This is a genomic window from Actinomadura harenae, from assembly GCF_003696215.1.
GTDB lineage: Bacteria > Actinomycetota > Actinomycetes > Streptosporangiales > Streptosporangiaceae > Spirillospora > Spirillospora harenae.
Map to the genome: position 1 here is coordinate 21,051 of NZ_RFFG01000012.1, position 23,732 is coordinate 44,782.

Here is a 23,732-nt window from a genome sequence, read left to right on the forward strand (position 1 = left end):
CGCCCGCTCAACGGGCGGGTCCCGCGAGGCGCACGTGCAGGCGGAACCGGGTGCCGGACCGGGCGTCCGAGCGGATCTCCACGATGTGGCACAGGCAGCGGACGGCCCACATCGCCGCCTCCGCCGGACGGTCGGGACGCGGCGGGATGTGCCCGAGGAACCGGTCCTCGACCCGCGCGGCCGGATCGGCGAGCTCGCAGACCAGCTCGCCCGCCGCCGCCCAGACCCACAGCTCGCCCCGGCCGCCGCCGTTGCGGATCACGGCCGTCGCGACCTCGTTCGCGGCCAGCAGGAACGGCAGGCGGCGCTCGGACGCCAGGCCGGAACGCTCCGCCTGCCAGGACAGGAAGTTCCGGACGTCCGGGAGCTGCCCGGTGGTGAAGCGGCAGTGCTCGGCGTCCGCCGGCGGCGGGCCGAGCGGGCTCCGGTTGCACTCGGCGTAGAAGGCCGCCGGATCGGTGTAGGACGGGCTGGGCCACTCGCGGGTGGCGTCCGCGAAGGCCGGGTGGGTGCGGGCGACCACGGCCAGCACGTCCCCGGGGACGGTGTGGATGTTGTAGGCGCAGGTCAGAAGGGTGTAGGTGGCCTCGAAGGCGACGTTCAGCAGCGACTCGTGCCGCAGCCACTCGACGATCTCCAGCGGGCTGCGGCCGTCCCACGGCGGCTCGGTGAGGACGCGCAGCCGCCCGCGGCGCCACCAGTCGGTGCGGCCGCGCTCGTGGAAGGACGCGATGGTCGTGGTCGGGCAGCGGTACCAGTCCGACGCGTCCAGGAACTCGACGTCCCCGGGGCCGAGCCCGGCGCCCGGGGGCGCGTCGGCGAGGGCGGCGCGCAGGAGGTCGCGGCGCGACTCGGGGAGGATCGCGACCAGGACGTCCCCGGCGGCGGCGCCCTCGGCGAGGTGGGCGAGCGCGGTCCTGCGGAACTCGGCGTCCGAGCCGTAGAGGAGCGCGCGGTGCCGGAGGCGGTCCAGGGACGACCGGTTCGCGGGGCGGCCGCCGGGGGTGTCGTGGCGCGCGCCGGACGCCGGTGCGGGCGCGGGAGTGCCGGGGGTCATGGCGCCGCCTCCTCCACGAAGACGCCGGGAAGGCGGTCCCAGCTGGCGATCCGGAGCATCAGGGCCAGGTAGCCCGGGACGGACCGGAGCACGACCTGGCGGTCCATCGGCCCGCCCGCCGTGCGGATCTCGAGCATCGCGCGCAGTCCCTCGGTGTCGCAGAAGGCCAGGCCGGACAGGTCGAGGCAGAGGTGCCCCTCGCGGCGGGCGGCGACGTCCAGCGCGGCGCGCAGCGCGGGCAGCGTGGACTCGTCGACCGCGCCGGACAGCGCCAGGCCGGGCGGGGTGAAGGTCGGTGTGATCCGCAGGACGCCGTCGTCGTGCAGGTCGTCCACCCGGACGAGGCCGTCGTGGCAGGCCAGCAGCAGTCTCAGCTGCTCGGCGCCGAACCAGCGGCGGTCGTACTGGCAGATCGTCATCGCGCGGGAGCCGGGCGCGCGGAACGCCTCCTGGCACTGGTGCTCGAACTCGCGGAACCGCTCGGTGCCCGGCCAGCCGCGCAGCGAGAACGACGTCTCGCCGGTGATCCGGACGCCGCGGTACCCCTGGACGAGCGCGAGGTCGACCTCCGCGCCGAGCAGGTCGACGGTCATGTCCGGGTCGAACCGCCCGGACGCCATGAACGCCTCGATCACCGGACGCGGCGCCAGCCGGCCGTCCCCGGCGGCCTCGCGCACGTCCACACCCGCGTCGGCGAAGGCGGGGACGGCGGCGAGCCGGTCCAGGACGGCGTCCGCGTCCTCCTGGTCGGCCATGTAGACGATCTTGTGGTCGCGGTCCAGCCCGTCCCGGACGTAGGCGGCGAGCACCGCGTACCGCTCCTCGTCGCCGGTGAAGGCGAGCGCGAGATGGTCGCCGAAGCGCGCCTCACCGACCGCGACGGCCGTGGCGCCCGGGGCGTCCGTGGCGCCCTGACCGGCCGCCGATGGCGGCGGCGGAAGACCGTCGTCTCCCAGCGTGGACATGGTCACGCCTCCCGGAGGTCGGGGCGGCGGACATGCCGGGGCGAAGGGGATCCGGGTCCGCCGTCGAGCTCGCCCTACCCCGCCAAAATAGCCCTACCAGACGGCCCGGACGAGGCTTTCCTGAAGCATCGTGAGCCAGTCGTAGGCGGCGTACATCGGCATCCGCGGATCGGACGGGTCGAGGCCCTCGGCCTCCTCGTACCACTCCTCGGAGATGTCGAGCCGCGTGCCGAGCGCCAGCCGGACGTCGTTGAGCGCCCGCAGCCACGCCTGGGCGTGCTCGGTGGTCAGCTCCACCTCCGCGCGCGACGCCTTCTCCGCGCGTGACCCGGCCCCGTCCTTGCCCCCGGGCGCGCCGAAGGCGTCCGCGAGGCCCGACAGGACGATCCCGGCGGCCTCGCGCTTGCCGTCCCTCAGCCCCATCTCGGTGTAGCGGCGGAACTCCCCGGCGGCCTCGCCGTCGTCGCGGTAGGCGTCCGGGAACAGCCGGGCCAGGACGGGGTCCTCGGGCGTGGTCGCCCGGTCGCTGATCCCGACGGCGGCCAGCTCGTCGTCCGCGCCGGGCGGATCGCCGAGCAGGTCGAGCATCTGCTCCATCAGCGTCCGGACGAGGGCGGCCTCCTCCGGCTCGAACCGGATCCGGACGGCGCCGTCCCGTCCCTTGCGCACCTTCATCAGTCGTCCCGTCTCACGGTCGCCCACAGGCCGTAGGAGTGCAGGACCTCGACGTCCCGTTCCATCTCCTCGCGGGTGCCGTTCGCGACGACCGCGCGGCCCTTGTGGTGAACGTCCATCATCAGCTTCTCGGCCTTGGACTTCGGATAGCCGAAGACGGCCTGGAACACGTACGTCACATACGACATGAGGTTGATCGGGTCGTTCCACACGATCGCCAGCCACGGCCGGTCCGAGGCCACTTCCTCGGCGATGTCCGGTCGTTCGAGTTCGACCGGTGCGGGTGCACTGCTCATGGCTCGCCGTCTTCCTCTCCCCCGGTCCAGATGGCCGCCCCTCTCCACGAATGCTAGTTCGTGCGGCCTCCGTACGGGGACGACGCCCCCGTGTCACCTCCGGCCCCAGAGGCCGCATACGCCCCATGCGTCACAGGCGTCCCACGGTTCCCAACCCGTTTCGGTCATCCGGTGCGCACGCGTCGGACGCCTCCGGCCACCGTGGCGTTCACGCCGCTCAGTAGGGTTTGCGCTGTGGACCTTGGAAGTTTCGGCACGACCGCTATCTCCGGCACGACCGCGCTGCTCACCGACCAGTACGAGCTGACCATGCTCACCGCCGCGCTGCGGTCCGGCACGGCCGAGCGCCGCGCGGTGTTCGAGGTGTTCGCCCGCCACCTGCCCGCCGGACGCCGCTACGGCGTGGTCGCGGGCACCGGGCGGCTGCTGGACGCGGTGGAGGCCTTCCGGTTCGACGCCGACACGCTCGCCTTCCTCCGGGAGCGGGACGTGGTGGACGAGCCGACCGCCGAGTGGCTGGCCGAGTACCGCTTCACCGGCGACATCCGCGGCTACGCCGAGGGCGACTGCTACTTCCCGAACTCCCCGATCCTCACCGTGGAGGGGACGTTCGCGGAGGCGGTGCTGCTGGAGACCGTGGTCCTGTCGATCCTCAACCACGACTGCGCGATCGCGTCCGCGGCGTCCCGGATGGCGGTCGCCGCCGGGGGCCGCCCGATGATCGAGATGGGGTCGCGGCGGACGCACGAGCAGGCCGCCGTCGCCGCCGCGCGCGCCGCGTACGTCTCCGGCTTCACCACCACGTCCAACCTGGAGGCGGGCCGCCGCTACGGCGTGCCGACCGCCGGGACCGCCGCGCACGCCTTCACGCTCCTCCACGACAGCGAGCGGCACGCGTTCCGCGCCCAGCTCGACTCGCTCGGCGACGGCACGACGCTGCTCGTGGACACCTACGAGGTCGAGCGGGCCGTCCGGACGGCGGTGGAGCTGGCCGGGCCGGCGCTCGGCGCGGTCCGGATCGACAGCGGCGACCTCGGCATGATGGCCCGCCGCGTCCGGGCCCAGCTGGACGGCCTGGGCGCGACCGGCACCCGGATCATGGTCACCGGCGACCTGGACGAGTACGGCATCGCCGCGCTCGCCGCCGCCCCCGTGGACGGCTACGGCGTCGGGACGTCCCTGGTCACCGGGTCCGGCGCGCCGACCGCGTCGCTGGTCTACAAGATCGTCGCGCGGGCCGACGGGCCCGGCGCGGACGCCCCGATGCGCCCGGTCGCCAAGCGGTCCACGGGCAAGCCGAGCCGCGGCGGCCGCAAGTCCGCGCTGCGCCGTCTGGACGGCCACGGCACCGCGTGCGCCGAGGTCGTCACGACCGGCGAGCCGCAGCCCGGCGGCCGGGACCGGCTGCTCCAGATCCCCCTGGTCACCAAGGGCGAGGTCGTCGGCCGCGAGCCGCTGTCCGCCGCCCGCGACCGGCACACCGCGGCCCTCGCCGAGCTCCCCGCGACGGCCCTCCAGCTCTCCCGCGGCGAGCCCGCCCTCCCCACCGAGTTCGTGGACGGCGGGCCGCGCCACTGATTGAGTGGCCACAGTCCGTGGCCCGACGACAGCGAGGAGCGATCATGACCAAGGCACTGCTCATCATCGACGTCCAGAACGACTTCTGCGAGGGCGGGTCGGTCCCCGTCAGCGGCGGCACCGACGTCGCGTCCGCGATCTCGTCGCACGTCGCGAAGAAGGGCGGCGACTACGCGCACGTCATCGCGACGCGCGACTTCCACCTGGACCCGGGCGCGCACTTCTCGGACGAGCCCGACTTCGTCAACACCTGGCCGCCGCACGGCGTGATCGGCACGGCGGGCGCCGACTTCCACGAGAAGCTGGACCTCGCGCCGATCGAGATGGTGTTCAGCAAGGGCCGCGAGGCCGCCGCCTACAGCGGCTTCGAGGGCCTGAACGACGACGGCGAGCTGCTCGGCGACTGGCTGCGCGAGCGCGGCGTGGACGAGGTGGACGTCGTGGGCATCGCGACCGACCACTGCGTCCGGGCGACCGCGCTGGACGGCGTCCGGCAGGGGCTGCGGACCCGCGTCCTGCTCGGCCTCACGGCCGCCGTCGCGCGGGACACCACCGACCGCGCGCTGGCCGAGCTGCGCTCGGCGGGCGTCGCCCTGAGCGGGGACCCCGTGCTGCGCCCGTGAGCCCCGACGAAGCCCGCGCCGCCTGGGGACGTCCCCTGCCCGCCACCCCGATCGTGCTGGTCATGGGTGTGGCGGGCAGCGGCAAGACCACGGTCGGGCGGCTGCTCGCCGAGCGCCTCGGCTGGGACTTCGCCGACGCCGACCACTTCCACCCGGCCGCCAACATCGCCAAGATGACCGCCGGGATCCCCCTCACCGACGCCGACCGGACGCCCTGGCTGCACACCATCGCCGCCTGGATCGACGAGCGCCGCGCGGACGGCCGTCCCGCCGTCGTCACCTGCTCGGCCCTGAAGCGCTCCTACCGGACGCTGCTGACCGGGGACCGTCCCGAGGTGCTCCCGGTCTTCCTGGACGGTGACAGCGCCCTCATCGCCCTCCGGATGGCCCGGCGGTCCGGCCACTTCTTCCGGCCGGGCATGCTCGACGGCCAGTTCCGCGTCCTGGAGCGCCCGGCGCCGGACGAGCACGTCCTCGTCCTGCCCGTCGACGCCCCCGCCGACGAGCTCGTCGCGCTCGTCACCGCCGCCGTCCGCCCCTGACCGGCCGGTCCTCGGCGGCCGGGCGTCCGAGGCGGGGCAGGTCAGGAGCGGCGGCGGGCGGCCCAGTCGCGGATCTTCTCGATGCGCTTGCGCACGTCGTCGCCGGACGCCTGCGCGAGGACGGGCCCGCCGCACGTCCGCCGCAGCTCGGAGTGGATCACGCCGTGCGGCTGGCCGGTGCGGTGGCTCCAGGCGCCGACCAGGCCGTTCAGCTCCTTGCGGAGGGCGTGCAGGTCCTCCGCGGCGGTGCGGTCGGCGCGCGGGTCGCCGGTCTTGCGGCTCCGCTCGTTCTTGATCTGGTCGGCCTGCCGCTTGCGCAGCAGCTGCGTGACCTGCTCCGGCTCGAGCAGCCCGGGGATGCCGAGGAACTCCTCCTCCTCGGCGGAGCCGGGCAGCGCCTGCATGCCGAACTCGCCGCCGTCGTACAGGACGCGGTCGAACGTCGCGGACGCCTCGACCGTCTCGAACGCCAGCTCGTCGCCCACGACGTCCGGGGTGTTGCGCTCGCGGTTGGCCTCGGCGAGCAGCTCGTCGTCCAGGCCGTCCTCGCGGACGGGACGGTCGAGGACGTGGTCGCGCTCGGTCTCCATCTCGGCCGCGTGCCCCATGAGCGTCGGCACCGACGGCAGGAACACCGACGCGGTCTCGCCGCGCTTGCGGGCCCGGACGAAACGCCCGATGGCCTGCGCGAAGAACAGCGGCGTGCTGGTCGAGGTCGCGTACACGCCGACGGCCAGGCGCGGGATGTCGACGCCCTCGGACACCATGCGGACGGCGACCATCCAGCGGTCCTCGGTGTCGGCGAACGCCTTGATCTTCTTGGACGCGGTCGGGTCGTCCGACAGGACGATCGTCGCGCCCTGCCCGGACACCTCGCGCAGCGTCTTGGCGTACGCGCGCGCCGACTCGTGGTCGGTCGCGATGACCAGGCCGCCCGCGTCCGGGATGGCGCGGCGCAGCTCGGTCAGCCGCTTGTCCGCGGACGCCAGGACGTGCTTCATCCAGTCGCCCTTGGGGTCGAGCGCCGCGCGCCACGCCTGGGACATCTGGTCCTGCGTGAGGGGCTCGCCGAGCTTGGCGGCCAGCTCGTCGCCCGCGCGGGTGCGCCAGCGCATCTCGCCCGAGTACGCCAGGAAGATCACCGGCCGGACGACGCCGTCGGCGAGCGCCGGGCCGTAGCCGTAGGTGTAGTCGGCGCGGCTGCGGCGGATGCCGTCCGGCCCCTCCTCGTACTGGACGAAGGGGATCGGGTTGATGTCGGTGCGGAACGGCGTGCCGGACAGGCTCAGCCGCCGCGTCGCGGGCTCGAACGACTCGCGCACCGCGTCGCCCCAGGACAGGCCGTCGCCCGCGTGGTGCACCTCGTCGAAGATGACCAGGGTCTTCTTCATCTCGGTGCGGTTGCGGTGCAGCGCGGGGCGCGCGGCGACGGTCGCGTAGGTCACGGCGATGCCGTGGAACTCGCGGCCGACCGCGCCCTGCCCGTTCTGGAACTCGGGGTCGATCTTGATGCCGACGCGGGCGGCGGACTCGGCCCACTGCCGCTTCAGGTGCTCGGTCGGGCAGATGACGGTGATGGCCTGGACGAGACGGCGGTCCAGCAGCTCGCGGGCGAGGCGCAGCGCGAAGGTGGTCTTGCCCGCGCCCGGGGTCGCGACGGTCAGGAAGTCGCGCGGACCGGGCTGCGTGCCGTCCGTCCCGAAGTAGACCTCGAGGGCCTGCTGCTGCCAGGCGCGAAGGGACGACGCGGTCCCCCACGCGGCCCGTTCGGGGAACGCTGGGGGCATGCTCGATGCGGCGAAGGTGCTCACGGTCATCGAAGGCTACCGATCCCGACCGACAGATCGCGCCGCATGTCCCCTGCGGGCCCCCGCCCGGCCCGCCCGGTAGACCGCCCAGACGGCCCGCACACGTTGCCCCTGACCTGCGGTGAACTCGCGCATGCAGTCGTCCCAGGCGTAGTCCATGAAGTTGTGGATCGGATCGTCTCCCGGTTGCGGACAGGTGTCCTTCCTCATAGGACAGGCCTCGGCCGCGGACGCCTCGTACGGGGTGTCGTCGACCGAGTCCCCGGGCGGCCGGCAGCCGTTCTCGAACGTGTGGTAGAGCCCCAGCCAGTGCCCGATCTCGTGGACGGCCGTGAACCCCCGGTCGTAGTGCCGGAACCGGCCGCCCGGGACGGCCCGGTAGTCGATCACCACGCCGTCCAGCACCGGCTTGGCCCGGTACGCCTCCGGGAACGTCGAGAAGCCGAGCACGTCCGAGCCGACGGCGGCCGTGTACAGGTTCAGCGTGCCGGGCCCGCCGCGGCGCAGGGCGCGCTTGAACCGCTGCTCGAACCGCTTCGGGTCACGGAACCAGTCCGGACGCCGCGTCCGGTCGATTCCGGTCAGCCGGAAGCCGATCATCGTGTCGACGCCTCCGAAGCGTCCGCCGTAGGCGTCGTTGAGCGCGGCCAGCTGCCGCCGGACCTCCGCGTCGGACAGGGCCCCCTCGGCGCCGTCCGTGAGCACGTGGACCCGCACCGGCACGTTCAGCGCCCCCGCCCGCCGAGCCGCCCTGTCGACCGCTTCACTGTCGACGGCCGCCCTGTCGACCGCCGCCCTGTCGACCGCCGCGATGTCGGGCGTCCCGAACCGCGCGACCATCCGGCGCCGCAGATCCGCCTCCAGGGCGTCGAACCGGGCCCGTCCCAGCGTCTGGCCGTCCGAGCCTCGTCCCGCCCGCGCGGCCCCCGCCTCCGCGCCGGACGCGGGCCTCCGGCGACCGCAGGCGGCATGGACGGCGGCGACCGCGCGCGCCACCCCGGGCGCGCCCGGGCGGGACGCGGCGGCCACAACCGGACGGACGTCACCATCCGCGCTCGCCGCCATACCGAACGTGACCGACACGGCGCACAGCGACAGCGCGAAACCCCGCCTCATGAGTCATTCCCCCGAACAGACCCGTACCGGAAAACGTCGTGATCCCCCGGCCGATCGTCGCACGACCGGCCGGGGGATCACGCCGAAGAACGCGCGCGGAACCCGGCTACTTGTCGCCGTCCTTGCCGCCGCCGGGCTTCATCGACTCGTAGATCTCCTTGCACTCCGGGCAGACCGGGTACTTCTTCGGGTCGCGGTTCGGCACCCAGATCTTGCCGCACAGCGCGACCACCGGCGTGCCGGTGACGGCACTCTCGGTGATCTTGGCCTTCTTGACGTAGTGGGAGAACCGCTCGTGGTCGCCGTCACCGGTCGACAGGTCCGGCCGAACGTCGCTCTCGGGAAGGATCTTCGTGCTCACGTCATTCACCTTAGCCGTCAGTTCAGGGTGGGGTCGTCGGGAAAGGTCGACACGAACGCCAGGTCTCCGGCCTGGCGGCGCAGGACCTGCTGCCAGAGGCGTTCGGGCTCGGCGGCGAACACGTCGCCGGCCTCGGCGGTGACCAGATACCAGGCGCCGTCCTCGATCTCGCCGACCAACTGGCCCGCGCCCCAGCCCGCGTACCCCGCGAACACGCGGAGCTGGAGCAGTTCGGGCGCGAGCAGCGCGGGCGGGGCGTCGAGATCGACGAGGCCGACTCTGGCCACCGCGGGCTCGCCGTCGAGCGCCCGCCAGCCGAGCGGCTCGTCCTCGCCCGGCAGCCGGGCCAGGGCCAGCGCGTTGTCCAGGGCGACCGGGCCGCCCTGGAACACCACCGACGGGCCGGTGACCAGCTCGGCCCACGGCGGCAGCACGCGGTCGACCGGCACCTCGGTCGGCCTGTTGAGGACGACGCCGAGCGTCCCGCCGTCGCCGTCGTGCTCGACGACCAGCACGACCGTGCGCCGGAAGTTGGGGTCGTCGAGCTGGGGGGTCGCCACCAGCAGGGTCCCCACCGTGATGCCGTCGTCCATTGCACCATCATGCGTCGCCGCGCGCCCCGGCGGCACATCCCCCCACCGGTTGCCCTGTTACAGGGGCCCCGCCGGGGGGATATGAAGAAAAATGGGTCAGCGTTTAAGCATGCTCTAGATTTACGGCCGTGCGCGGGGCGCGGTCCCGTCGGGTCGCTGGGCCGGAGGTCACGATGCAGTTGCCGCGGGTCGTCATCGCCGCCGTCTTCTTCGTCATAGGGGCGCTGATCGCCGTCCCGGCGCTGATGAAGTGGAGTTCGGGCGGAGCCCACACCACGAACGAACCCGTCGCCAACTCGAGCTCGGTGCCGTCGACGTCGCCGTCCGGCGGCGGGACGGGCACCCCGACGAAGAAGGGGAAGGCGTCACCGACGCACAGCCCCACGCACGGGGCGACGCCGACGCACAAGCCGACCTCCACGCCGTCCCAGGGCGGCGCGCAGCCGCTCGCGGTCACGTTCGGCTCGGTGGACTGCCCCGGCCGGACGGTCGACGTGACCGTCCGGAACGAGAGCTCGCAGGAGCAGGGCTACTCGGTCGAGCGGGACGACAACTCCACCCCGGTCACCGCGAAGATCGCCGCGGGCGCGACCCGGACCAGCTCGCTCCGCCTCCAGCAGGGACGGCGGACGCTCGTCGTGGTGAACGACTCCGCGCACCGGCTGGTCAAGGAGAAGGCGATCAAGGCGAACTGCGCGGTCGCGGCGCCCGGCAGGAAGCCGACCAGGCTCCCGCACACCGGCGCCGACTCGGCCATGATCTGGGCGCGGGTCGCGACGGGCGCGGGCGCCCTGCTGACCGGCGCGATCATCCTCTGGTACGGCGGCATCTGGCCGCGCCGCCGCGACCCGATGTTCGGCAACAAGACCGCCAAGTAGGACGCCGAGAAGAACGGAACGGCCCGGGGCGGCGACGCCCCGGGCCGTTCTCCGTGCCGTGGATGCGCTGTTGCTGATCCGACGTGGCGGAAGGGTCAGGCCTCCGTGCGCGGACGGCCCCCCGCGGCCTCGCGGACGGCGCCCGCGACCCGTCCCGCGACCTCCGGGTGGAACACGCTCGGGACGATGTAGTTCGGGCCCAGCTCGCCCGGCGTGACGACCTCGGCGAGCGCCTGGGCCGCGGCGAGCAGCATGCCCTGCGTGACGCCGGCGGCCTGCGCGTCCAGCAGCCCGCGGAACACGCCGGGGAACGCGAGCACGTTGTTGATCTGGTTCGGGTAGTCGCTGCGGCCGGTGGCGACGACGGCGGCGTGCTCGCGCGCCTCGTCCGGCGACACCTCGGGCTCGGGGTTGGCCAGCGCGAACACGATCGCGTCGTCGTTCATCGTCGCGATGTCGTCCCCGGTCAGGATGCCCGGCGCGGACACCCCGACGAACACGTCCGCGCCCGCGACCGCGCCCTTCAGGTCACCGTCGTAGCCCTCGGCGTTGGTGTGCTCGGCGATCCAGCGGAGCGAGTCGTCCAGGTCGGTGCGGCCCAGGTGGACGGCGCCGTAGTAGTCGCAGACGACCACGTTCTTGGCCCCGGCGTGCAGCAGCAGCTTCAGGATCGCGGTGCCCGCCGCGCCCGCGCCGGACATCGCGATGCGGACGGACCCGATGTCCTTGCCGACCACGCGCAGCGCGTTGGTGAGCGCCGCGAGGACGCAGATCGCGGTGCCGTGCTGGTCGTCATGGAAGACCGGGATGTCCAGCAGCTCGCGCAGCCGGGCCTCGACCTCGAAGCAGCGCGGCGCGGAGATGTCCTCCAGGTTGATGCCGCCGAACGCGGGCGCGAGGATCTGGACCGTCCGGACGATCTCGTCGGTGTCCTGCGTGTCGAGGCAGATCGGCCAGGCGTCGATCCCGGCGAACCGCTTGAACAGGGCCGCCTTGCCCTCCATGACCGGCAGCGCGGCCTCCGGGCCGATGTTGCCGAGGCCGAGCACCGCCGAGCCGTCGGTGACGACCGCGACGCTGTTGCGCTTGATCGTCAGCCGCCGGACGTCCTCGGGGTTGCGGGCGATCGCGAGCGAGACCCGCGCGACGCCCGGCGTGTACGCCATGGACAGCTCGTCGCGGGTGCGCAGCGGCACCTTCGACTGCATCTCGATCTTGCCGCCGAGGTGCATGAGGAAGGTCCGGTCCGAGACCTTGTGGATCTTGATGTCGTCGATCGTCTCCAGCGCGGCGGAGATCGCCTCGGCGTGCTCGGTGTCGCGGGTGGCGATGGTGACGTCGATGCGCAGCGTCTCGTGCCCGGCGGTGTTCACGTCGAGGGCGGTCACGATGCCCCCGGCGTTCTCTACGACGTGGGTGATCTGGCTGACGGCCTTGCCGCCGGCCGGGACCTCCAGCCGGACGGTGATGGAGTACGACACGCTGGGCACGCTGGCCACGACACTGCTCCCTGTCTACCGGCTACGTCTCACCGGCTCCGTTCGTCGACCCGCCCGGAGACCGGGGACCGGGTTCCGGGGCGGCGTGAGCGCGCTACTCCGAGGGCGTCCTTGAGAGGGCGTCGCATGGGGCGGGCGGGGCGCGGTCACCGCCAACGAGGATACGCGCTCACCACGCCGTCCCCGATCAGAAGGACACTTTATGCTTGCGCGGTTAAAAAAGCGCGTTCTGCAACAAGCCGCACTAGTGCGTTCCGCCACAGCGCGCGCTAGTGGGTGAGGGCCCCGGAAGGGCCGGGGACGCCGCAGGGCGCGTCCCCGCGGTGGAGGAACGCGCCCTGCGGCAAGCCGTCGGACGGGTCTAGAAGAGGGCGCTCTGGAGGGAGCGGCGGCCCTTGGCGACGCGCGGGTCGTCCTGCGGGAGCACCTCGAACAGCGTGAGCAGGTGCTTGCGGACGGCGTCACGGTCATCGCCCGCGGTGCGGCGGACGGCGGAGACGAGACGAGCGAACGCGGCCTCGACCTGGCCGGACACCATCTCGACGTCGGCGGCGTCGATCTGCGCCTGGGCGTCGCCGGGCTTGGCCTCGGCGTCCTGCAGCGCGCGCTGCGCGTCCAGCTCCTGGACGCGCCCGCTGAGGTCGACGAGCGCGATGCCGCGCCTGGCCTCGTCGTCCCGGGGGTCGCGGGCGAGGATGTCCTGGAACGCGGCGCGCGCGGCGTCCAGATCACCGGCGCGCAGCGCGTCCTCGGCGGCGTCGTAGGTCGTGTCGGCGGACGGCAGGTCGGACGCGGGGGCCTCACCGGCCGGGATCTCCGGGATCAGGCCCTCCTTGACCAGCGCCTCGAAGAGCTGGTCGATGGCCTGGCGCACCTGGGCCTCGGGGGCCGCGCCGTTCAGGAACGGCAGCAGCTGCCCCTGGACGACCGCCGCGACGAACGGGATGCCGCGCACGCCCATCTGCTGCATGTACGCGCCGAGCTGCGGGTTCGCGTCGATGTCGACCTTGGCGAGGACCCAGCGGCCCGCTGCCTCCTCCGCCAGCTTCTCCAGGATCGGGCCGAGCTGCTTGCAGGGCCCGCACCATTCCGCCCAGAAGTCCACGAGCACCGGGACGGCCTGCGACCGCTCCACGACCTCGGTGTTGAAGGTCTGGTCGGTGACGTCCACGACGAACGGGCCGCCCGCGGGCGCCCCGGCGGGCGCGGGCGCGCCGTCCCCGGTCTGGGCCGCGCGCGCCTGACGCTCCTGGCGCTGCTTCGAGGCCGCCTGGACGGCCCCCAGGTCGACGGCCCCGTACATCGAAAAGTCCCGAGAAGGCATATGTACATCCTGCCGCATGAGAGCGCGTGTCGCATGAGCAGCCGCAGGTGTCCTCTGGAGGCGAACTCGGACCGGCCTCCGCGCACGGGACATGCCGCGGGACCTGTAGCGCGTGTCACACCGTGCCCCATGTCGGCCCCATGTCGGCCGCGTGTCGGCCGCGTGGTCACGGGCCCGCCCTGCGGCCGGTCACCGGAACGCACGACGGGAGGTCGCGGACAATGGCGACCGGTCCGGAATTCGTGCGACACGGATCCTCCAACGACGCGAAAGGTAAAGAATCAGATCCCCGCAGCTCAATAGCAAAAGCGAGCTGACGCCGATCACCAAGACTGGTTATAGTCGCCTGGTCGTGCACGGTTCGACGTCCACGAGAGTTTCATCAGCCGGCCTGCTCGGCCGTGATGAAACGCACCGCCGAGCGACGGGGGTCGCGGGCGGGCCGGGGGCGGTCTCGGGCCGGGCTCGTGAACCAACGGGGGGATAACTGAAATGGTCGCGGACGCATCCGCGATCGTGGCCCATGGGATGGGGGTCCGCCGCGGGGGGCGGTGGCTCCTCCGTCCGACGGCCCTCGGTATCGCCGAGGGCCTGATCGGTGTTGCCGGCCCGCCGGGTGCGGGCAAATCGACGCTGCTGGCCACGTTCGCGACGCTTCGCCGACCCAGTGTCGGCGAAATCGAAATCCTCGGTCACCGTACCGGGAAAACCTCAGATCTGCGCGCCGTGCGCGCGAGGATCGGCTATCTTCCGTCGGGCTTCTGGCGCGAGCCGAACATTTCGGCCGCGGAATTCGTGGGCTATGCGGCCTACTACCGGCGGGCACGGGAATCAGACGCGCGCGGCATTCTGCGGCGCATGGACCTTTCGGATGTGGCGGACACCGAACTGTCCCTGCTGCCGCCCGACGTCCGGCTCCGGGTGGGCCTCGCCGCGACGTGCGTGCACCAACCCGACATCGTCCTGCTGGACGATCCGCTCGACGACCTGGTCGAGAGGGTCGCCGCGGACGGCGAGCGCGGGGAGTTCACGGCGTCCCTGCCGCGGCTGCTCGGACGGCTGGGCGCCTTCACACGGGGTGAGGACGACGGGCCGTCCGGGGCGGAGGACATGCCGGCGCAGGATTCGGAGCCGTTGGGTGGAACGGCTCATGCGCGCGCGTTGTCCGAGCTGGTGCCGGTGCTGCGTTCTCTCGCTCCGACCGTCCTGGTGACGGGGGCCTCGGCGAAGGCCCTCGCGGGCATCTGCGATCAGGTGCTCTCGCTCGCGCGCGGACGCCTCACGGTGGCCGCCGAGGCGAGCGGCGCCTCCCCACCCCGCGCGTACGCGCAAGCCGCCGTCCCCGCGCCCGCGCCGAGTGACACGAGCGTGCTCGACGCGCTCGTCCACCGGCGCCGCGAACCCGAGGCCCCGGACGCCGACAAGGCGGACGCGGGCCGCCGGAAGGACAAGACGGAGGGCATAGCGGCGTGGAGGAGGCTGGTGCCGTTGGGAAGCGCGGCCGGTGGCTGACCTCAGCCGCGTGCTCTGGGCGGACGCGCGGCGGGCCAGGCCCCTGGCCGGGGCGGCGGTACTGGCGGCCTCGGGCATCGCCGCGGCCTGGCCGACCCTGCTGCCGGGGGTCGCCTACTGGGACAACTCCATCGTCGCCCTGGTGAACGCGGTGCGGGTGATGGGACCGGTCGCGGCCGGGTTCGCCGCCCTCGCGGGCGCGCGGGAGCGGCGCCTCGACTACCTGCGGGTCGTCACGTCCCGGTCGCCGATCACCGGCGTGCTGTTCGACCTGGCGCTGCTGATCATGGTGGCGCTGGCGTCCTACGCGGTCGTGGTCGGGGTGATCGTCGTCCGGACCCTGATGCGCGTGGAGGCCGGGCAGCCCGCGCTGCTCGGCCTGACGGCCGCGTCGGCCTCGCTCGCCCTGCACGTCACGGTGGGCTACCTCGCCGGACGGCTCGTCCCACGGTCCACGACGGCGCTGGTCGTCCCGGCGGCCGCGGCGGTGTGGGCGGCGGCCCGGCTCCCGGGGACGTCCTGGTGGAGCCTGCTGCCGCCCGCCGCGCTCCACCGGGTCGAGCTGTTCACCGGCCTGAACCCGGTCGTCCTGGCGGACCAGACGGTGTGCGCGGCGGGGCTCGGCATCGCGCTCACGCTGGCGTACTGCTGGTGGGTGACGCGCCGGGCCGCGCTGCTGCTGGGGGTCGCCGCGGCGCTCGTCCTCACGGGGGCCGTCACGGTGCGGCTGCACGGCACGCACGGGACGGCCGTCCAGGCGTCCCCGGCGGCGGACGTGTGCCACGAGTGGCCGCTGCGGGTGTGCGTGCATCCGGCGCTCGCGCCCGCGCTGCCCACGCTGGAGGAGACGCTGACGCCGCTCGCGGCGCGCCTGGCGGAGACCCCCGCCGCGTTCACCCGCGTCGAGCAGCGCCCGGGGCCGGGTCCGGGTCCGGCGCTGGTCCGGCACGGGCTGGTCCGGCTGTACCTGCCGGGCGAGCTGGGGCCCGGCTTCGCCGACGAGGTGCTCCGCGACGTCCGGGACGGCCTGCTCCGGCCCGGCGCGTGCACCGGACGGGCCCGTCCGCCCCGGGAGTACGAGGCGCTCGTGGACGCGTGGCTGCTCGGCGAGGGCGCCCCGGTGATCTCCGACCGCGGCGCGTCCCGCCGCTTCGGCCTCTGGGACGAGGAGGACCGCCGCGTCTGGCTCCGCGCCCACTTCGGCCGCTACCGGAAGTGCTCGCTCGACGCGTCCGACTTCCCGGCGTACACGCTCACGAAGGCGACCCCCCGTCCCGCCGCGGCACCGGGCGGATCGTCCGCGGAGAAGGGGACGGAGAAAAGGAAGGGCGAGGCGTCAGGCGGCACCCGGACGTCGTCGTCCCGGGGTGCGGGGTCTTCTCGTGGTGCGGAGTCGTCCGGTGCGGAGTCGTCCGGTGCGGAGTCGTCCGGCAGGCGGCCGGCGTCCGGCAGGGCGCCGCTGGGCAGGACGCCGGCGGGCGGGACGTTCCGGGCGCCGGTTCCCTCCCGCAGGCCGGTTCCCGGGAGGAGGAAGGGCTCCGGGCGGAAGGCGCCGGACCGGACGACGCGGCACGGCACGGTGGCTCCCCGGCCGTCGGAGACGAGTGAGGGAACCGCCGGAGACGAGTGGCGGAAAAGGAATGCGCCCCGCGCCGGACGGTCCTTTCCAGGACGCCCGGCGGGGGCGCTAATACCCTCTGCGCGGCCACGACAGGACCCCCCAGACCCGTCGCGACCACGCAGAAGCCTTATGACGCGGAGCTAGACCGCCTGCCGCTCCGGGGCGCCGTCCGACCGCGCCGGGGCGTCGGCGGCCGGCCGGAGCCAGTTCCGCTCGACGAGGAACGGTGCGATCGGGAGCACCGCGGCGACCAGCGCCAGCAGCGTCCGCTTGGTGTTCCAGCCGGTCGACGGGCGCCCGAGCAGGACGAGACCGACATAGGCCAGGAACAGGACACCGTGGATCGGCCCCATGATCTGCACCGCCACCGGGGCGTCGGCCGCGTACTTCAGCGGCATCGCCACGAGCAGCAGCACCAGGAACGAGATTGCCTCGGCCACGGAAACGATCCGCAGGGTCTTCACGATGTCCACGTGCAACTAACGTACCGCCCCCTCCGCAGTGTTTCGGACGGGCCTATGGCGCTGCTCACATCGCGGGCTCGGCCGGCACCGCCCGACACCTCTAGGGTGACCGCGTGGACTGGAGTTTGCTGACCTGCGCGCGCAAGGGACACATCACCTACGCGCCCGACGAGCCCCGGCTTCGGCTGCGGCTGCACACCGAGACCCCCATCGGCGACGCCTGGCGCTGCCTGCGCTGCGGCGCCTACATCCATGGCGAGCCGCACGGCGGCGGACCGGCCGACCACGCCCCCCTGGTCAAGCGCGGCAAGGAACTGCGGGACGCGTTCATCATGCGGTTCTTCGCGTTCGAGCGGATCATCCGGGGCCTGGTCGTGCTCGTCGCCGCCTACGGCGTGTGGCGGTTCGCCGCGAACCGCGGCTCGATCCAGCGGATCTTCGAGAAGGAGATCCCGCTGCTGCGCCCCCTCGCCCGGCAGATCGGCTGGGACCTGGACCACTCCAAGATCGTGGAGTCGTTCCGGAAGGTGTTCGACCTCAACGCGACCACGCTGCGCTGGCTGGCCGTCGGCCTGCTGGTGTACGCCGCGATCGAGATCACCGAGGCGATCGGCCTGTGGATGCTGAAGCGCTGGGGCGAGTACTTCGCGGTGATCGCGACCTCGTTCGGGCTGCCGATCGAGATCTACGAGCTGACCGAGCGGATCACCGCCGTCCGGATCGGGGCGCTGGTGATCAACATCGGGCTGATCGTCTACATCGTGGTCACGAAGCGGCTGTTCGGCGTCCGGGGCGGGAAGGCCGCGCACGAGGCGCACCTGCGCAGCGCGTCCCTCCTGGAGGTCGAGGAGGCGGCCGGGGCGCACGCCTGACCCGGGCCCGACGCACGCCTGGCCCGCGCCTGACCCGCGCCCGACCCGCGCCCGACCCGCGCCCGACCCGCGCCCGACCCGCGCCCGACCCGCGCCTGACCCGCGCCTGACCCGCGCCCGACGCGCGACGGAGCCGTCCCCCGGACGGTTCCGAGAAGAGCCTCACATCGGTCAACCGGTAGTAAAGCCCAGGTATGGGCATGTTGTCCGCATGGCACGCTCACGACCGGACGACGCCGGTCCCGGGACGGAGACGCCGACGGCGCCGTCCCGGGCCACCGAGCCCCCGCGGCGCCGCATCGGCGTCGCCCTCCTGCTGATCGCGGTGACCGTGGCCGCGGTGATCGCCGTCCAGAACGGCCTGCGGATCCTCCCCCACTGGCTGAACCCGTTCGCCGAGGACACCCGGGACCGCAGCGGCCCGGCGCTGCTGCGGTCCGTCCGCGACATGCACCGCTACCAGGCCGCCGGAGGGGACTTCCAGGTCGTCGTCGACCTGGACAAGGAGGGGAAGTACCTGCCGGGCTCACTGCGCGGCAGGCGCACGCTGTTCATCGGGCAGGGCTCGGTGAACGCGTACGTGGACTTCTCCCGGCTGGGATCGGGGGCCATCAGCGTGAACCCCGACCGGACGGCCGCGACCGTCCGGCTCCCCCACGCGCAGCTCGACTCGACGAACCTCGATCCGAAGCGCAGCTACGTGTTCTCGACACAGCGCGGCCTGTTCGACCGCGTCGGCGACTTCTTCAGCTCCAACCCGAACGACCAGCAGCAGCTGTACGTGCTGGCGTCCCAGAAGATCCAGAAGGCGGCGCAGGACAGCGGCCTCCAGACCCGCGCCGACCAGAACACCCGGACGATGCTGGAGAACATGCTCCGCGCCCTGGGCTTCAAGACCATCACCTTCCAGCAGGCGCTCCAGTAGCTCCGGCGGGCGGCCCAGAAGACGCGCGAGCCCCCGTCCGGTCGTCGACCGGACGGGGGCTCGGAGAGCGCGGGATCAGTTGGAGCCGGGGACGCGGATGATCAGCGCGTCGCCCTGGCCGCCGCCGCCGCAGAGGCCGGCGGCGCCGACGCCGCCGCCGCGGCGCTTCAGCTCGTAGGCCAGGTGCAGGACGAGCCGCGCGCCGGACATGCCGACCGGGTGGCCGAGCGCGATCGCGCCGCCGTCGACGTTGACCTTCTCCGCGTCGACGCCGAGGTCGCGCATGGACTGGATGCCGACGGACGCGAACGCCTCGTTGATCTCGATGAGGTCCAGGTCGTCCACGGTGAGGCCGGCCTTGCCGAGCGCGTGCTTGATCGCGTTGGACGGCTGGGAGTGCAGCGAGCTGTCCGGGCCCGCGACGTTGCCGTGCGCGCCGATCTCGGCGATCCAGGTGAGGCCCAGCTCCTCGGCCTTGGCCTTCGACATGACCACGACGGCGGCGGCGCCGTCGGAGATCTGCGAGGCGGACCCGGCGGTGATCGTGCCGTCCTTGGCGAAGGACGGGCGGAGCCGGGCGAGGGTCTCGGCCGTGGTGTCGCCGCGGACGCCCTCGTCCGTGCCGAACACGATCGGGTCGCCCTTGCGCTGCGGGATCTCGATCGGCGCGATCTCGGCGTCGAAGCGGCCGTTCTTGATCGCGTCGGCGGCGCGCTGGTGCGAGCGGGCGCTGAACTCGTCCTGCTCCTCGCGGGAGATGCCGAGCCGGGCGTTGCCCCGCTCGGTGGACTCGCCCATGGAGATGCCCTCGAACGAGTCGGTGAGGGCGTCGTAGGCCATGTGGTCGAGCACCTCGACCGAGCCGTACTTGTAGCCGCCACGCGACTTCGGCATCAGGTGCGGGGCCAGGGTCATCGACTCCATGCCGCCCGCGACGACGATGTCGAACTCGCCCGCGCGGATGAGCTGGTCGGCGAGCGCGATCGCGTCCAGGCCGGACAGGCAGACCTTGTTGATGTTGATGGACGGCACGCTCATCGGGATGCCGCCCTTGACCGCGGCCTGGCGGGCGGGGATCTGTCCCGCGCCGGCCTGGAGGACCTGGCCGAGGATGACGTAGTCGACCTGGTCGCCGCTGATGCCGGCGCGCTCCAGCGCGGCCTTGATCACGTGGCCGCCGAGATCGGCTGCGGTGAAGTCCTTCAGCGAGCCCAGCAGCCGCCCGATGGGCGTGCGGGCACCGGCGACGATGACGGAACCGACGGACAAGGGGGCCTCCACGAGAACGTACGGCGGGACGTTTGCCACGATACTCAGCAGGACCGAACGCGCTTCGCCCCGGGGAGGACCCATGCTGACCCGCATCGACCACATCGGCATCGCCTGTCACGACCTGGAGGCCACCGTCGCCTTCTACCGGGAGACCTACGGGTTCACCGACGTGCACTTCGAGACGAACGAGGAGCAGGGCGTCCGGGAGGCCATGCTCAAGATCAACGCCACCGGCGACGGGGCGGCGTCCTACCTTCAGCTGATCACCCCGATCCGGGACGACTCGACCGTGGCCAAGTGGCTGGCCAAGAACGGCGAGGGCGTGCACCACATCGCGTTCGGGACGGACGGGGACGTCCAGGACGAGGCGGACGGCATCGCCGCCAAGGGCGTCCGGGTGCTGTACGACGAGCCGCGGCACGGTTCGCTCGGCTCCCGGATCACGTTCCTGCACCCGAAGGACTGCCATGGCGTCCTGACGGAACTGGTGGAGAAGGCGACGTCCTGAGCCGGTTCCCACCCCTCCGAGGGGGTTTCGCGGGCGCGCCACGGCGACACCGCCAGATCGTGATGTGATCGATATCACAGACATGATCAAGGGCGTCATGGACGGTGTGCTGTAACCGTTCGGACACTTCTGGTGCATTTCCCGGCGGGAACCCCCGTCAAATCGGGCCTCCCGGCACGATAAGACGAACCGGACAAACCTCCCAGTGCGTTCGGTTGGGCCCCCAACAGCACAGCACCCGGAGTACGCTTCTTCCGCCGGAGGAGGTCTGGGGCGGCGCGCCCCTCAAGCAGGCGATCGTCCGGTCCCCGGAACCTTGGCCCGTAGCCCCGTCACACCAGGATTGAGCCACATGCAGTCCGACATCGACGCCCAGCTCAGCAACTTCTTTGAAGACACGCCCCCACGCGAGTTCGACGTGGTGCTCCGAGGCTACGACCGGCACCAGGTCGACGAGCACATCAAGCAGCTCGACAACGAGGTCCGCACGACGCGCGAGTCGACCTCGCAACTCCAGCGCGAGCTGTCGGACGCACACCGCCAGCTCCAGGAGCAGGAGCGCCCGACCTACTCCGGGCTCGGCGCCCGGATCGAGCAGCTGCTCCGCCTCGCCGAGGAGCAGGCCACCGAGCTCGTCCAGGCGGCCCGCAGCGAGGCCAACGAGATCAAGGCGGCCGCCAAGGTGGAGGCCGCCGAGCTGCGCGCCACCGCCGAGAGCGACGCGTCCGAGCTGCGCGCCACCGCCCAGCGCGAGTGCGACGACATGCGGGGCGCCGCCGAGCGCGAGGCCGAGGAGGTGCGCACCTCCGCCCGCCGCGAGGCCGACGAGCTGACCTCCACGACCGAGCGCGAGGTCGCCAAGCTCCGCGCCACCGCCGACCACGAGGTCGCCGAGAAGCGCGCCGCCGCCGAGCGCGAGATCGCCAAGCTCCGCACCACCACCGAGCGCGAGGTCGCGCAGCTGCGCGCGTCCACCAAGCGCGAGCGCGACGAGATCCTCACCACCGCCAAGCGGCAGGCCGACGAGATGCGCGCGCAGGCGCAGCGCATCCTCGAGGAGTCCGAGGCGCAGCGGGCGCAGGCCGAGGCCGAGTTCGAGATCCAGCTGGCCGCCCGCCGCGAGGAGGCCGACCGCCAGGACGCCGAGCGCCACGCCGCCGCCCAGCAGGCCACCCAGAAGCTGGTCGCCGAGGCCGAGCAGCGCGCCGCGTCCGCCGAGCAGCGCGCGGCCAAGGCCACGCAGCAGGCCGAGCAGACGCGCCGCGAGGCCGACTCGCACGCCAAGCAGCTGATGGCGAACGCGCGCAAGAACTCCGACCAGATCATCACCGAGGCCAAGGGCCAGGCCGAGCAGCTGCTCGCCGAGACCAAGGCCGAGGCCGAGCGGATCCGCACCGCCGCGCAGCGCCAGGTGGACGAGCTCACCCGCCAGCGCGACAGCATCACCAGCCACCTCAACCAGCTGCGCCAGCTCATCGGCGGCGTCGGCCCGGCGCTCGGCGGCCCCGAGGAGGCCCCGGCGATCGAGAAGGCGCCCGCCCCGGCCCCCGAGCCGAAGCCCGCTCCCAAGCCGGCCCCGGCGCCGAGCGGCCCGTCCGGCAACGGCCCGTCCGGAAACGGCCAGGCCAAGCCGCAGGGCGGCAAGCCCGCCCCGAAGGGCCCCCAGGGCAAGAAGTCCGAGGACGACGACGAGGACTGGTGGCAGGAGTGACGACCGGCTGACGGTCGTCCTTCCCCCGAAGGATCACTGAGGCCCAGCGGCATCCGCCGCTGGGCCTCGTCCTTTTTCCGGGGCGGCGCCCCGGGGACGAGGGTTCGTGGAGGTTAACGCGGCTTTACCCGATGTATCGTTCTCGTCCTGAGCTCCGCCCGGACCAGGACCACAAAGGAGAGCCGGAGTGCCTGACGACACCCCGCCGTCCGCCGGGACGGAATCCCCGAGCATCGCCGAATCCCTCGGCGCCACCGAATCCCTCGGCGCCACCGCCGTCGCCACGTCCACGCCGCCGGAGAGCGGCGCGCGGACGAACGGCGCCGCCGTCCCTGAACCCGCGACGGCGAAGGACGACGCGGTGGAAGGCGACACGGTGGAAGGCGACACGGTCGCAGGCGACGCGCACGACGCGGTCGAGCGGGTCGAGCAGCTGAAGCAGGAGGCGAAGGCCGACCGGCGGTTCCCGTTCGGACGGCCCGGAGAGCCCTTCGGACGGCACCACCCGTTCGTGTTCGGGTTCACCGCCGCGCTCGGCGTGATGACCGCCTACCTGCTGCTGAAGGCCGCGACCGGGGCCAGGTCGACGCTGGTCACGATCGTGGTGGCGATGTTCCTCGCGGTCGGGCTGAACCCGGCGGTGGAGCGGCTGAAGCGGCTTGGGCTGTCCCGGGGCTGGGCGGTCGCCGTGGTGTTCCTCGGCGTCGTGCTGTTCTTCGCCGGGGTCGTCGCGTCGCTCGTCCCGCCGATCGTCGACCAGGTGAACGGGCTGACGCAGAACCTGCCGCACTACATCGAGCAGCTCCAGGGCAACCGGCGGATCGCGGACTGGGACCGCCGCTACCACCTGCTCCAGCAGGCGCAGGACAAGCTCAACGACTCCAAGTTCCAGCAGGAGATGGCCAACTGGGCCGTCGACATCGGCAAGCAGGCGCTCAGCGGGACGTTCAAGACGCTGACCGTGCTGATCCTGACGCTGTACTTCCTGGGCTCGCTGCCGCAGATCAAGGCGTTCTCCTACCAGCTCGTCCCGCGGACGCGGCGGGCCCGGGTGGCGCTCCTCGGCGACGAGATCCTCGACCGCATCGGCGGGTACGTCGCGGGGCAGTTCACGATCGCGTTCATCGCGGGGCTGGCGTCCTACATCTTCCTGGAGATCCTGGGCGTCCCGTACGCGCTGGCGCTGTCGCTGATCGTCGCGGTGACGGACCTGATCCCGCTGGTCGGCGCGACGATCGGCGCGGTGATCGTGTGCCTGGTGGCGTTCCTCACCGGCATGTACGAGGGCATCGCGGCCGTGATCTTCTACGTCGTCTACCAGCAGGTGGAGAACTACCTGGTCTACCCGCGCGTGATGAAGAAGACCGTGGACGTCCAGCCCGCGGTGACGATCGTCGCGGCGCTCATCGGCGCGGCGCTGCTCGGCGTCGTGGGCGCGCTGATCGCGATCCCGACGGCGGCGGCGATCTCGCTGCTCATCCGGGAGATCGTCCTGCCGCGGCAGGAGTCCGCCTGACCCCGGCGGCCGGGGA

The 23,732-nt window shown here is 72.8% G+C and carries 23 protein-coding genes; 11 read left to right on the top strand and 12 right to left on the bottom strand.

The genetic code is table 11. The annotated features are described in order from the left end of the window. Window positions 1–7 precede the first annotated feature (7 nt). The 4 genes from EBO15_RS08870 to clpS form a co-directional block, all read right to left on the bottom strand. On the bottom strand, window positions 8–1,057 hold the full coding sequence (locus EBO15_RS08870) for an MEDS domain-containing protein (protein ID WP_122193851.1): 1,050 nt from the start codon (window positions 1,055–1,057) through the stop codon (window positions 8–10). After that, on the bottom strand, window positions 1,054–2,022 hold the full coding sequence (locus tag EBO15_RS08875) for an MEDS domain-containing protein (protein ID WP_122193852.1): 969 nt from the start codon (window positions 2,020–2,022) through the stop codon (window positions 1,054–1,056). Before EBO15_RS08875 ends, EBO15_RS08870 begins: the two co-directional genes overlap by 4 nt. 93 nt (window positions 2,023–2,115) lie before the next feature. Further along, on the bottom strand, window positions 2,116–2,697 hold the full coding sequence (locus tag EBO15_RS08880) for a DUF2017 domain-containing protein (protein ID WP_122193853.1): 582 nt from the start codon (window positions 2,695–2,697) through the stop codon (window positions 2,116–2,118). Then, window positions 2,697–2,993, bottom strand: a complete 297-nt coding sequence (gene clpS / locus EBO15_RS08885) for an ATP-dependent Clp protease adapter ClpS (protein WP_122193854.1) — start codon at window positions 2,991–2,993, stop codon at window positions 2,697–2,699. Before clpS ends, EBO15_RS08880 begins: the two co-directional genes overlap by 1 nt. 234 nt (window positions 2,994–3,227) lie before the next feature. Between clpS and EBO15_RS08890 the strand changes: the two genes are divergently transcribed. The 3 genes from EBO15_RS08890 to EBO15_RS08900 are packed head-to-tail and all read left to right on the top strand — an operon-like array spanning window position 3,228 to window position 5,736. Then, window positions 3,228–4,571 (top strand): nicotinate phosphoribosyltransferase, encoded by a 1,344-nt coding sequence (locus EBO15_RS08890; protein WP_378236689.1) that lies wholly within the window; start codon window positions 3,228–3,230, stop codon window positions 4,569–4,571. A 44-nt stretch (window positions 4,572–4,615) separates the two neighbouring features. Further along, window positions 4,616–5,194 carry an isochorismatase family protein gene (locus tag EBO15_RS08895; protein ID WP_122193855.1) on the top strand — a complete coding sequence of 193 codons (579 nt, stop codon included), beginning with the start codon at window positions 4,616–4,618 and terminating at the stop codon, window positions 5,192–5,194. Continuing rightward, on the top strand, window positions 5,191–5,736 hold the full coding sequence (locus EBO15_RS08900) for a gluconokinase (RefSeq protein ID WP_233616060.1): 546 nt from the start codon (window positions 5,191–5,193) through the stop codon (window positions 5,734–5,736). Before EBO15_RS08895 ends, EBO15_RS08900 begins: the two co-directional genes overlap by 4 nt. Before the next feature lie 41 nt (window positions 5,737–5,777). Here EBO15_RS08900 and EBO15_RS08905 read toward each other — a convergent pair whose 3' ends face one another. The 4 genes from EBO15_RS08905 to EBO15_RS08920 all read right to left on the bottom strand — a co-directional run bounded on the left by EBO15_RS08905 (window position 5,778) and on the right by EBO15_RS08920 (window position 9,614). Beyond that, complete coding sequence (locus tag EBO15_RS08905) at window positions 5,778–7,523, bottom strand: DEAD/DEAH box helicase (protein WP_122193934.1); 1,746 nt, start codon at window positions 7,521–7,523, stop codon at window positions 5,778–5,780. A 36-nt stretch (window positions 7,524–7,559) separates the two neighbouring features. Next, on the bottom strand, window positions 7,560–8,660 hold the full coding sequence (locus tag EBO15_RS08910; RefSeq protein WP_233616061.1) for a zinc metalloprotease: 1,101 nt from the start codon (window positions 8,658–8,660) through the stop codon (window positions 7,560–7,562). Between the two features lie 106 nt (window positions 8,661–8,766). Continuing rightward, window positions 8,767–9,021 (bottom strand): DUF3039 domain-containing protein, encoded by a 255-nt coding sequence (locus EBO15_RS08915; RefSeq protein ID WP_122193856.1) that lies wholly within the window; start codon window positions 9,019–9,021, stop codon window positions 8,767–8,769. 17 nt (window positions 9,022–9,038) lie between these two features. Continuing rightward, window positions 9,039–9,614, bottom strand: coding sequence for a YqgE/AlgH family protein (locus EBO15_RS08920; RefSeq protein ID WP_122193857.1), 576 nt, complete (start codon window positions 9,612–9,614; stop codon window positions 9,039–9,041). A 173-nt stretch (window positions 9,615–9,787) separates the two neighbouring features. On the opposite strand from EBO15_RS08920, the gene EBO15_RS08925 reads away from it, so the two are divergent. After that, complete coding sequence (locus EBO15_RS08925) at window positions 9,788–10,492, top strand: hypothetical protein (RefSeq protein WP_122193858.1); 705 nt, start codon at window positions 9,788–9,790, stop codon at window positions 10,490–10,492. A 95-nt stretch (window positions 10,493–10,587) separates the two neighbouring features. Here EBO15_RS08925 and EBO15_RS08930 read toward each other — a convergent pair whose 3' ends face one another. Together EBO15_RS08930 and EBO15_RS08935 are read right to left on the bottom strand one after the other, a co-directional pair. Beyond that, the gene (locus EBO15_RS08930) at window positions 10,588–11,991 is read right to left on the bottom strand and encodes an NAD-dependent malic enzyme (protein ID WP_122193859.1); all 1,404 of its coding nucleotides are present in this window, start codon (window positions 11,989–11,991) and stop codon (window positions 10,588–10,590) included. 361 nt (window positions 11,992–12,352) lie between these two features. Next, window positions 12,353–13,315, bottom strand: coding sequence for a tetratricopeptide repeat protein (locus EBO15_RS08935; protein ID WP_233616062.1), 963 nt, complete (start codon window positions 13,313–13,315; stop codon window positions 12,353–12,355). 492 nt (window positions 13,316–13,807) lie between these two features. On the opposite strand from EBO15_RS08935, the gene EBO15_RS45855 reads away from it, so the two are divergent. Further along, window positions 13,808–14,827, top strand: a complete 1,020-nt coding sequence (locus EBO15_RS45855; protein WP_233616063.1) for an ATP-binding cassette domain-containing protein — start codon at window positions 13,808–13,810, stop codon at window positions 14,825–14,827. After that, the gene (locus tag EBO15_RS08945; protein WP_199744413.1) at window positions 14,820–16,592 is read left to right on the top strand and encodes a hypothetical protein; all 1,773 of its coding nucleotides are present in this window, start codon (window positions 14,820–14,822) and stop codon (window positions 16,590–16,592) included. Before EBO15_RS45855 ends, EBO15_RS08945 begins: the two co-directional genes overlap by 8 nt. Here EBO15_RS08945 and EBO15_RS08950 read toward each other — a convergent pair. Beyond that, window positions 16,589–16,921, bottom strand: a complete 333-nt coding sequence (locus EBO15_RS08950) for a DUF3817 domain-containing protein (protein ID WP_122193861.1) — start codon at window positions 16,919–16,921, stop codon at window positions 16,589–16,591. The two genes, EBO15_RS08945 and EBO15_RS08950, sit on opposite strands and share 4 nt — an antisense overlap. 104 nt (window positions 16,922–17,025) lie before the next feature. Here EBO15_RS08950 and EBO15_RS08955 point away from each other — a divergent pair, with 104 nt between their 5' ends. Both EBO15_RS08955 and EBO15_RS08960 read left to right on the top strand, forming a co-directional pair. Further along, the gene (locus EBO15_RS08955; protein ID WP_122193862.1) at window positions 17,026–17,784 is read left to right on the top strand and encodes a DUF2127 domain-containing protein; all 759 of its coding nucleotides are present in this window, start codon (window positions 17,026–17,028) and stop codon (window positions 17,782–17,784) included. A 211-nt stretch (window positions 17,785–17,995) separates the two neighbouring features. Then, on the top strand, window positions 17,996–18,709 hold the full coding sequence (locus tag EBO15_RS08960) for a DUF4230 domain-containing protein (RefSeq protein ID WP_122193863.1): 714 nt from the start codon (window positions 17,996–17,998) through the stop codon (window positions 18,707–18,709). Between the two features lie 75 nt (window positions 18,710–18,784). Here the strand turns inward: EBO15_RS08960 and EBO15_RS08965 are convergent, their stop codons facing one another. After that, complete coding sequence (locus EBO15_RS08965) at window positions 18,785–19,978, bottom strand: acetyl-CoA C-acetyltransferase (RefSeq protein WP_233616064.1); 1,194 nt, start codon at window positions 19,976–19,978, stop codon at window positions 18,785–18,787. Between the two features lie 82 nt (window positions 19,979–20,060). Here EBO15_RS08965 and mce point away from each other — a divergent pair, with 82 nt between their 5' ends. The 3 genes from mce to EBO15_RS08980 all read left to right on the top strand — a co-directional run bounded on the left by mce (window position 20,061) and on the right by EBO15_RS08980 (window position 23,716). After that, window positions 20,061–20,489, top strand: coding sequence for a methylmalonyl-CoA epimerase (gene mce, locus EBO15_RS08970; protein WP_122193864.1), 429 nt, complete (start codon window positions 20,061–20,063; stop codon window positions 20,487–20,489). A gap of 352 nt (window positions 20,490–20,841) precedes the next feature. Next, window positions 20,842–22,200 (top strand): DivIVA domain-containing protein, encoded by a 1,359-nt coding sequence (locus EBO15_RS08975; protein WP_122193865.1) that lies wholly within the window; start codon window positions 20,842–20,844, stop codon window positions 22,198–22,200. 187 nt (window positions 22,201–22,387) lie between these two features. After that, window positions 22,388–23,716, top strand: coding sequence for an AI-2E family transporter (locus tag EBO15_RS08980; protein ID WP_233616065.1), 1,329 nt, complete (start codon window positions 22,388–22,390; stop codon window positions 23,714–23,716). Window positions 23,717–23,732 lie beyond the last annotated feature (16 nt).

Excerpts from the sequence above, each read along its gene's own strand:
- EBO15_RS08870 (WP_122193851.1), bottom strand. The coding sequence starts at position 1,057 with ATGACCCCCGGCACTCCCGCGCCCGCACCGGCGTCCGGCGCGCGCCAC.
- EBO15_RS08875 (WP_122193852.1), bottom strand. The coding sequence starts at position 2,022 with ATGTCCACGCTGGGAGACGACGGTCTTCCGCCGCCGCCATCGGCGGCC.
- EBO15_RS08880 (WP_122193853.1), bottom strand. The coding sequence starts at position 2,697 with ATGAAGGTGCGCAAGGGACGGGACGGCGCCGTCCGGATCCGGTTCGAG.
- clpS (WP_122193854.1), bottom strand. The coding sequence starts at position 2,993 with ATGAGCAGTGCACCCGCACCGGTCGAACTCGAACGACCGGACATCGCC.
- EBO15_RS08895 (WP_122193855.1), top strand. The coding sequence starts at position 4,616 with ATGACCAAGGCACTGCTCATCATCGACGTCCAGAACGACTTCTGCGAG.
- EBO15_RS08905 (WP_122193934.1), bottom strand. The coding sequence starts at position 7,523 with ATGCCCCCAGCGTTCCCCGAACGGGCCGCGTGGGGGACCGCGTCGTCC.
- EBO15_RS08910 (WP_233616061.1), bottom strand. The coding sequence starts at position 8,660 with ATGAGGCGGGGTTTCGCGCTGTCGCTGTGCGCCGTGTCGGTCACGTTC.
- EBO15_RS08920 (WP_122193857.1), bottom strand. The coding sequence starts at position 9,614 with ATGGACGACGGCATCACGGTGGGGACCCTGCTGGTGGCGACCCCCCAG.
- EBO15_RS08925 (WP_122193858.1), top strand. The coding sequence starts at position 9,788 with ATGCAGTTGCCGCGGGTCGTCATCGCCGCCGTCTTCTTCGTCATAGGG.
- EBO15_RS08935 (WP_233616062.1), bottom strand. The coding sequence starts at position 13,315 with ATGCCTTCTCGGGACTTTTCGATGTACGGGGCCGTCGACCTGGGGGCC.
- EBO15_RS45855 (WP_233616063.1), top strand. The coding sequence starts at position 13,808 with ATGGTCGCGGACGCATCCGCGATCGTGGCCCATGGGATGGGGGTCCGC.
- EBO15_RS08960 (WP_122193863.1), top strand. The coding sequence starts at position 17,996 with ATGGCACGCTCACGACCGGACGACGCCGGTCCCGGGACGGAGACGCCG.
- mce (WP_122193864.1), top strand. The coding sequence starts at position 20,061 with ATGCTGACCCGCATCGACCACATCGGCATCGCCTGTCACGACCTGGAG.
- EBO15_RS08975 (WP_122193865.1), top strand. The coding sequence starts at position 20,842 with ATGCAGTCCGACATCGACGCCCAGCTCAGCAACTTCTTTGAAGACACG.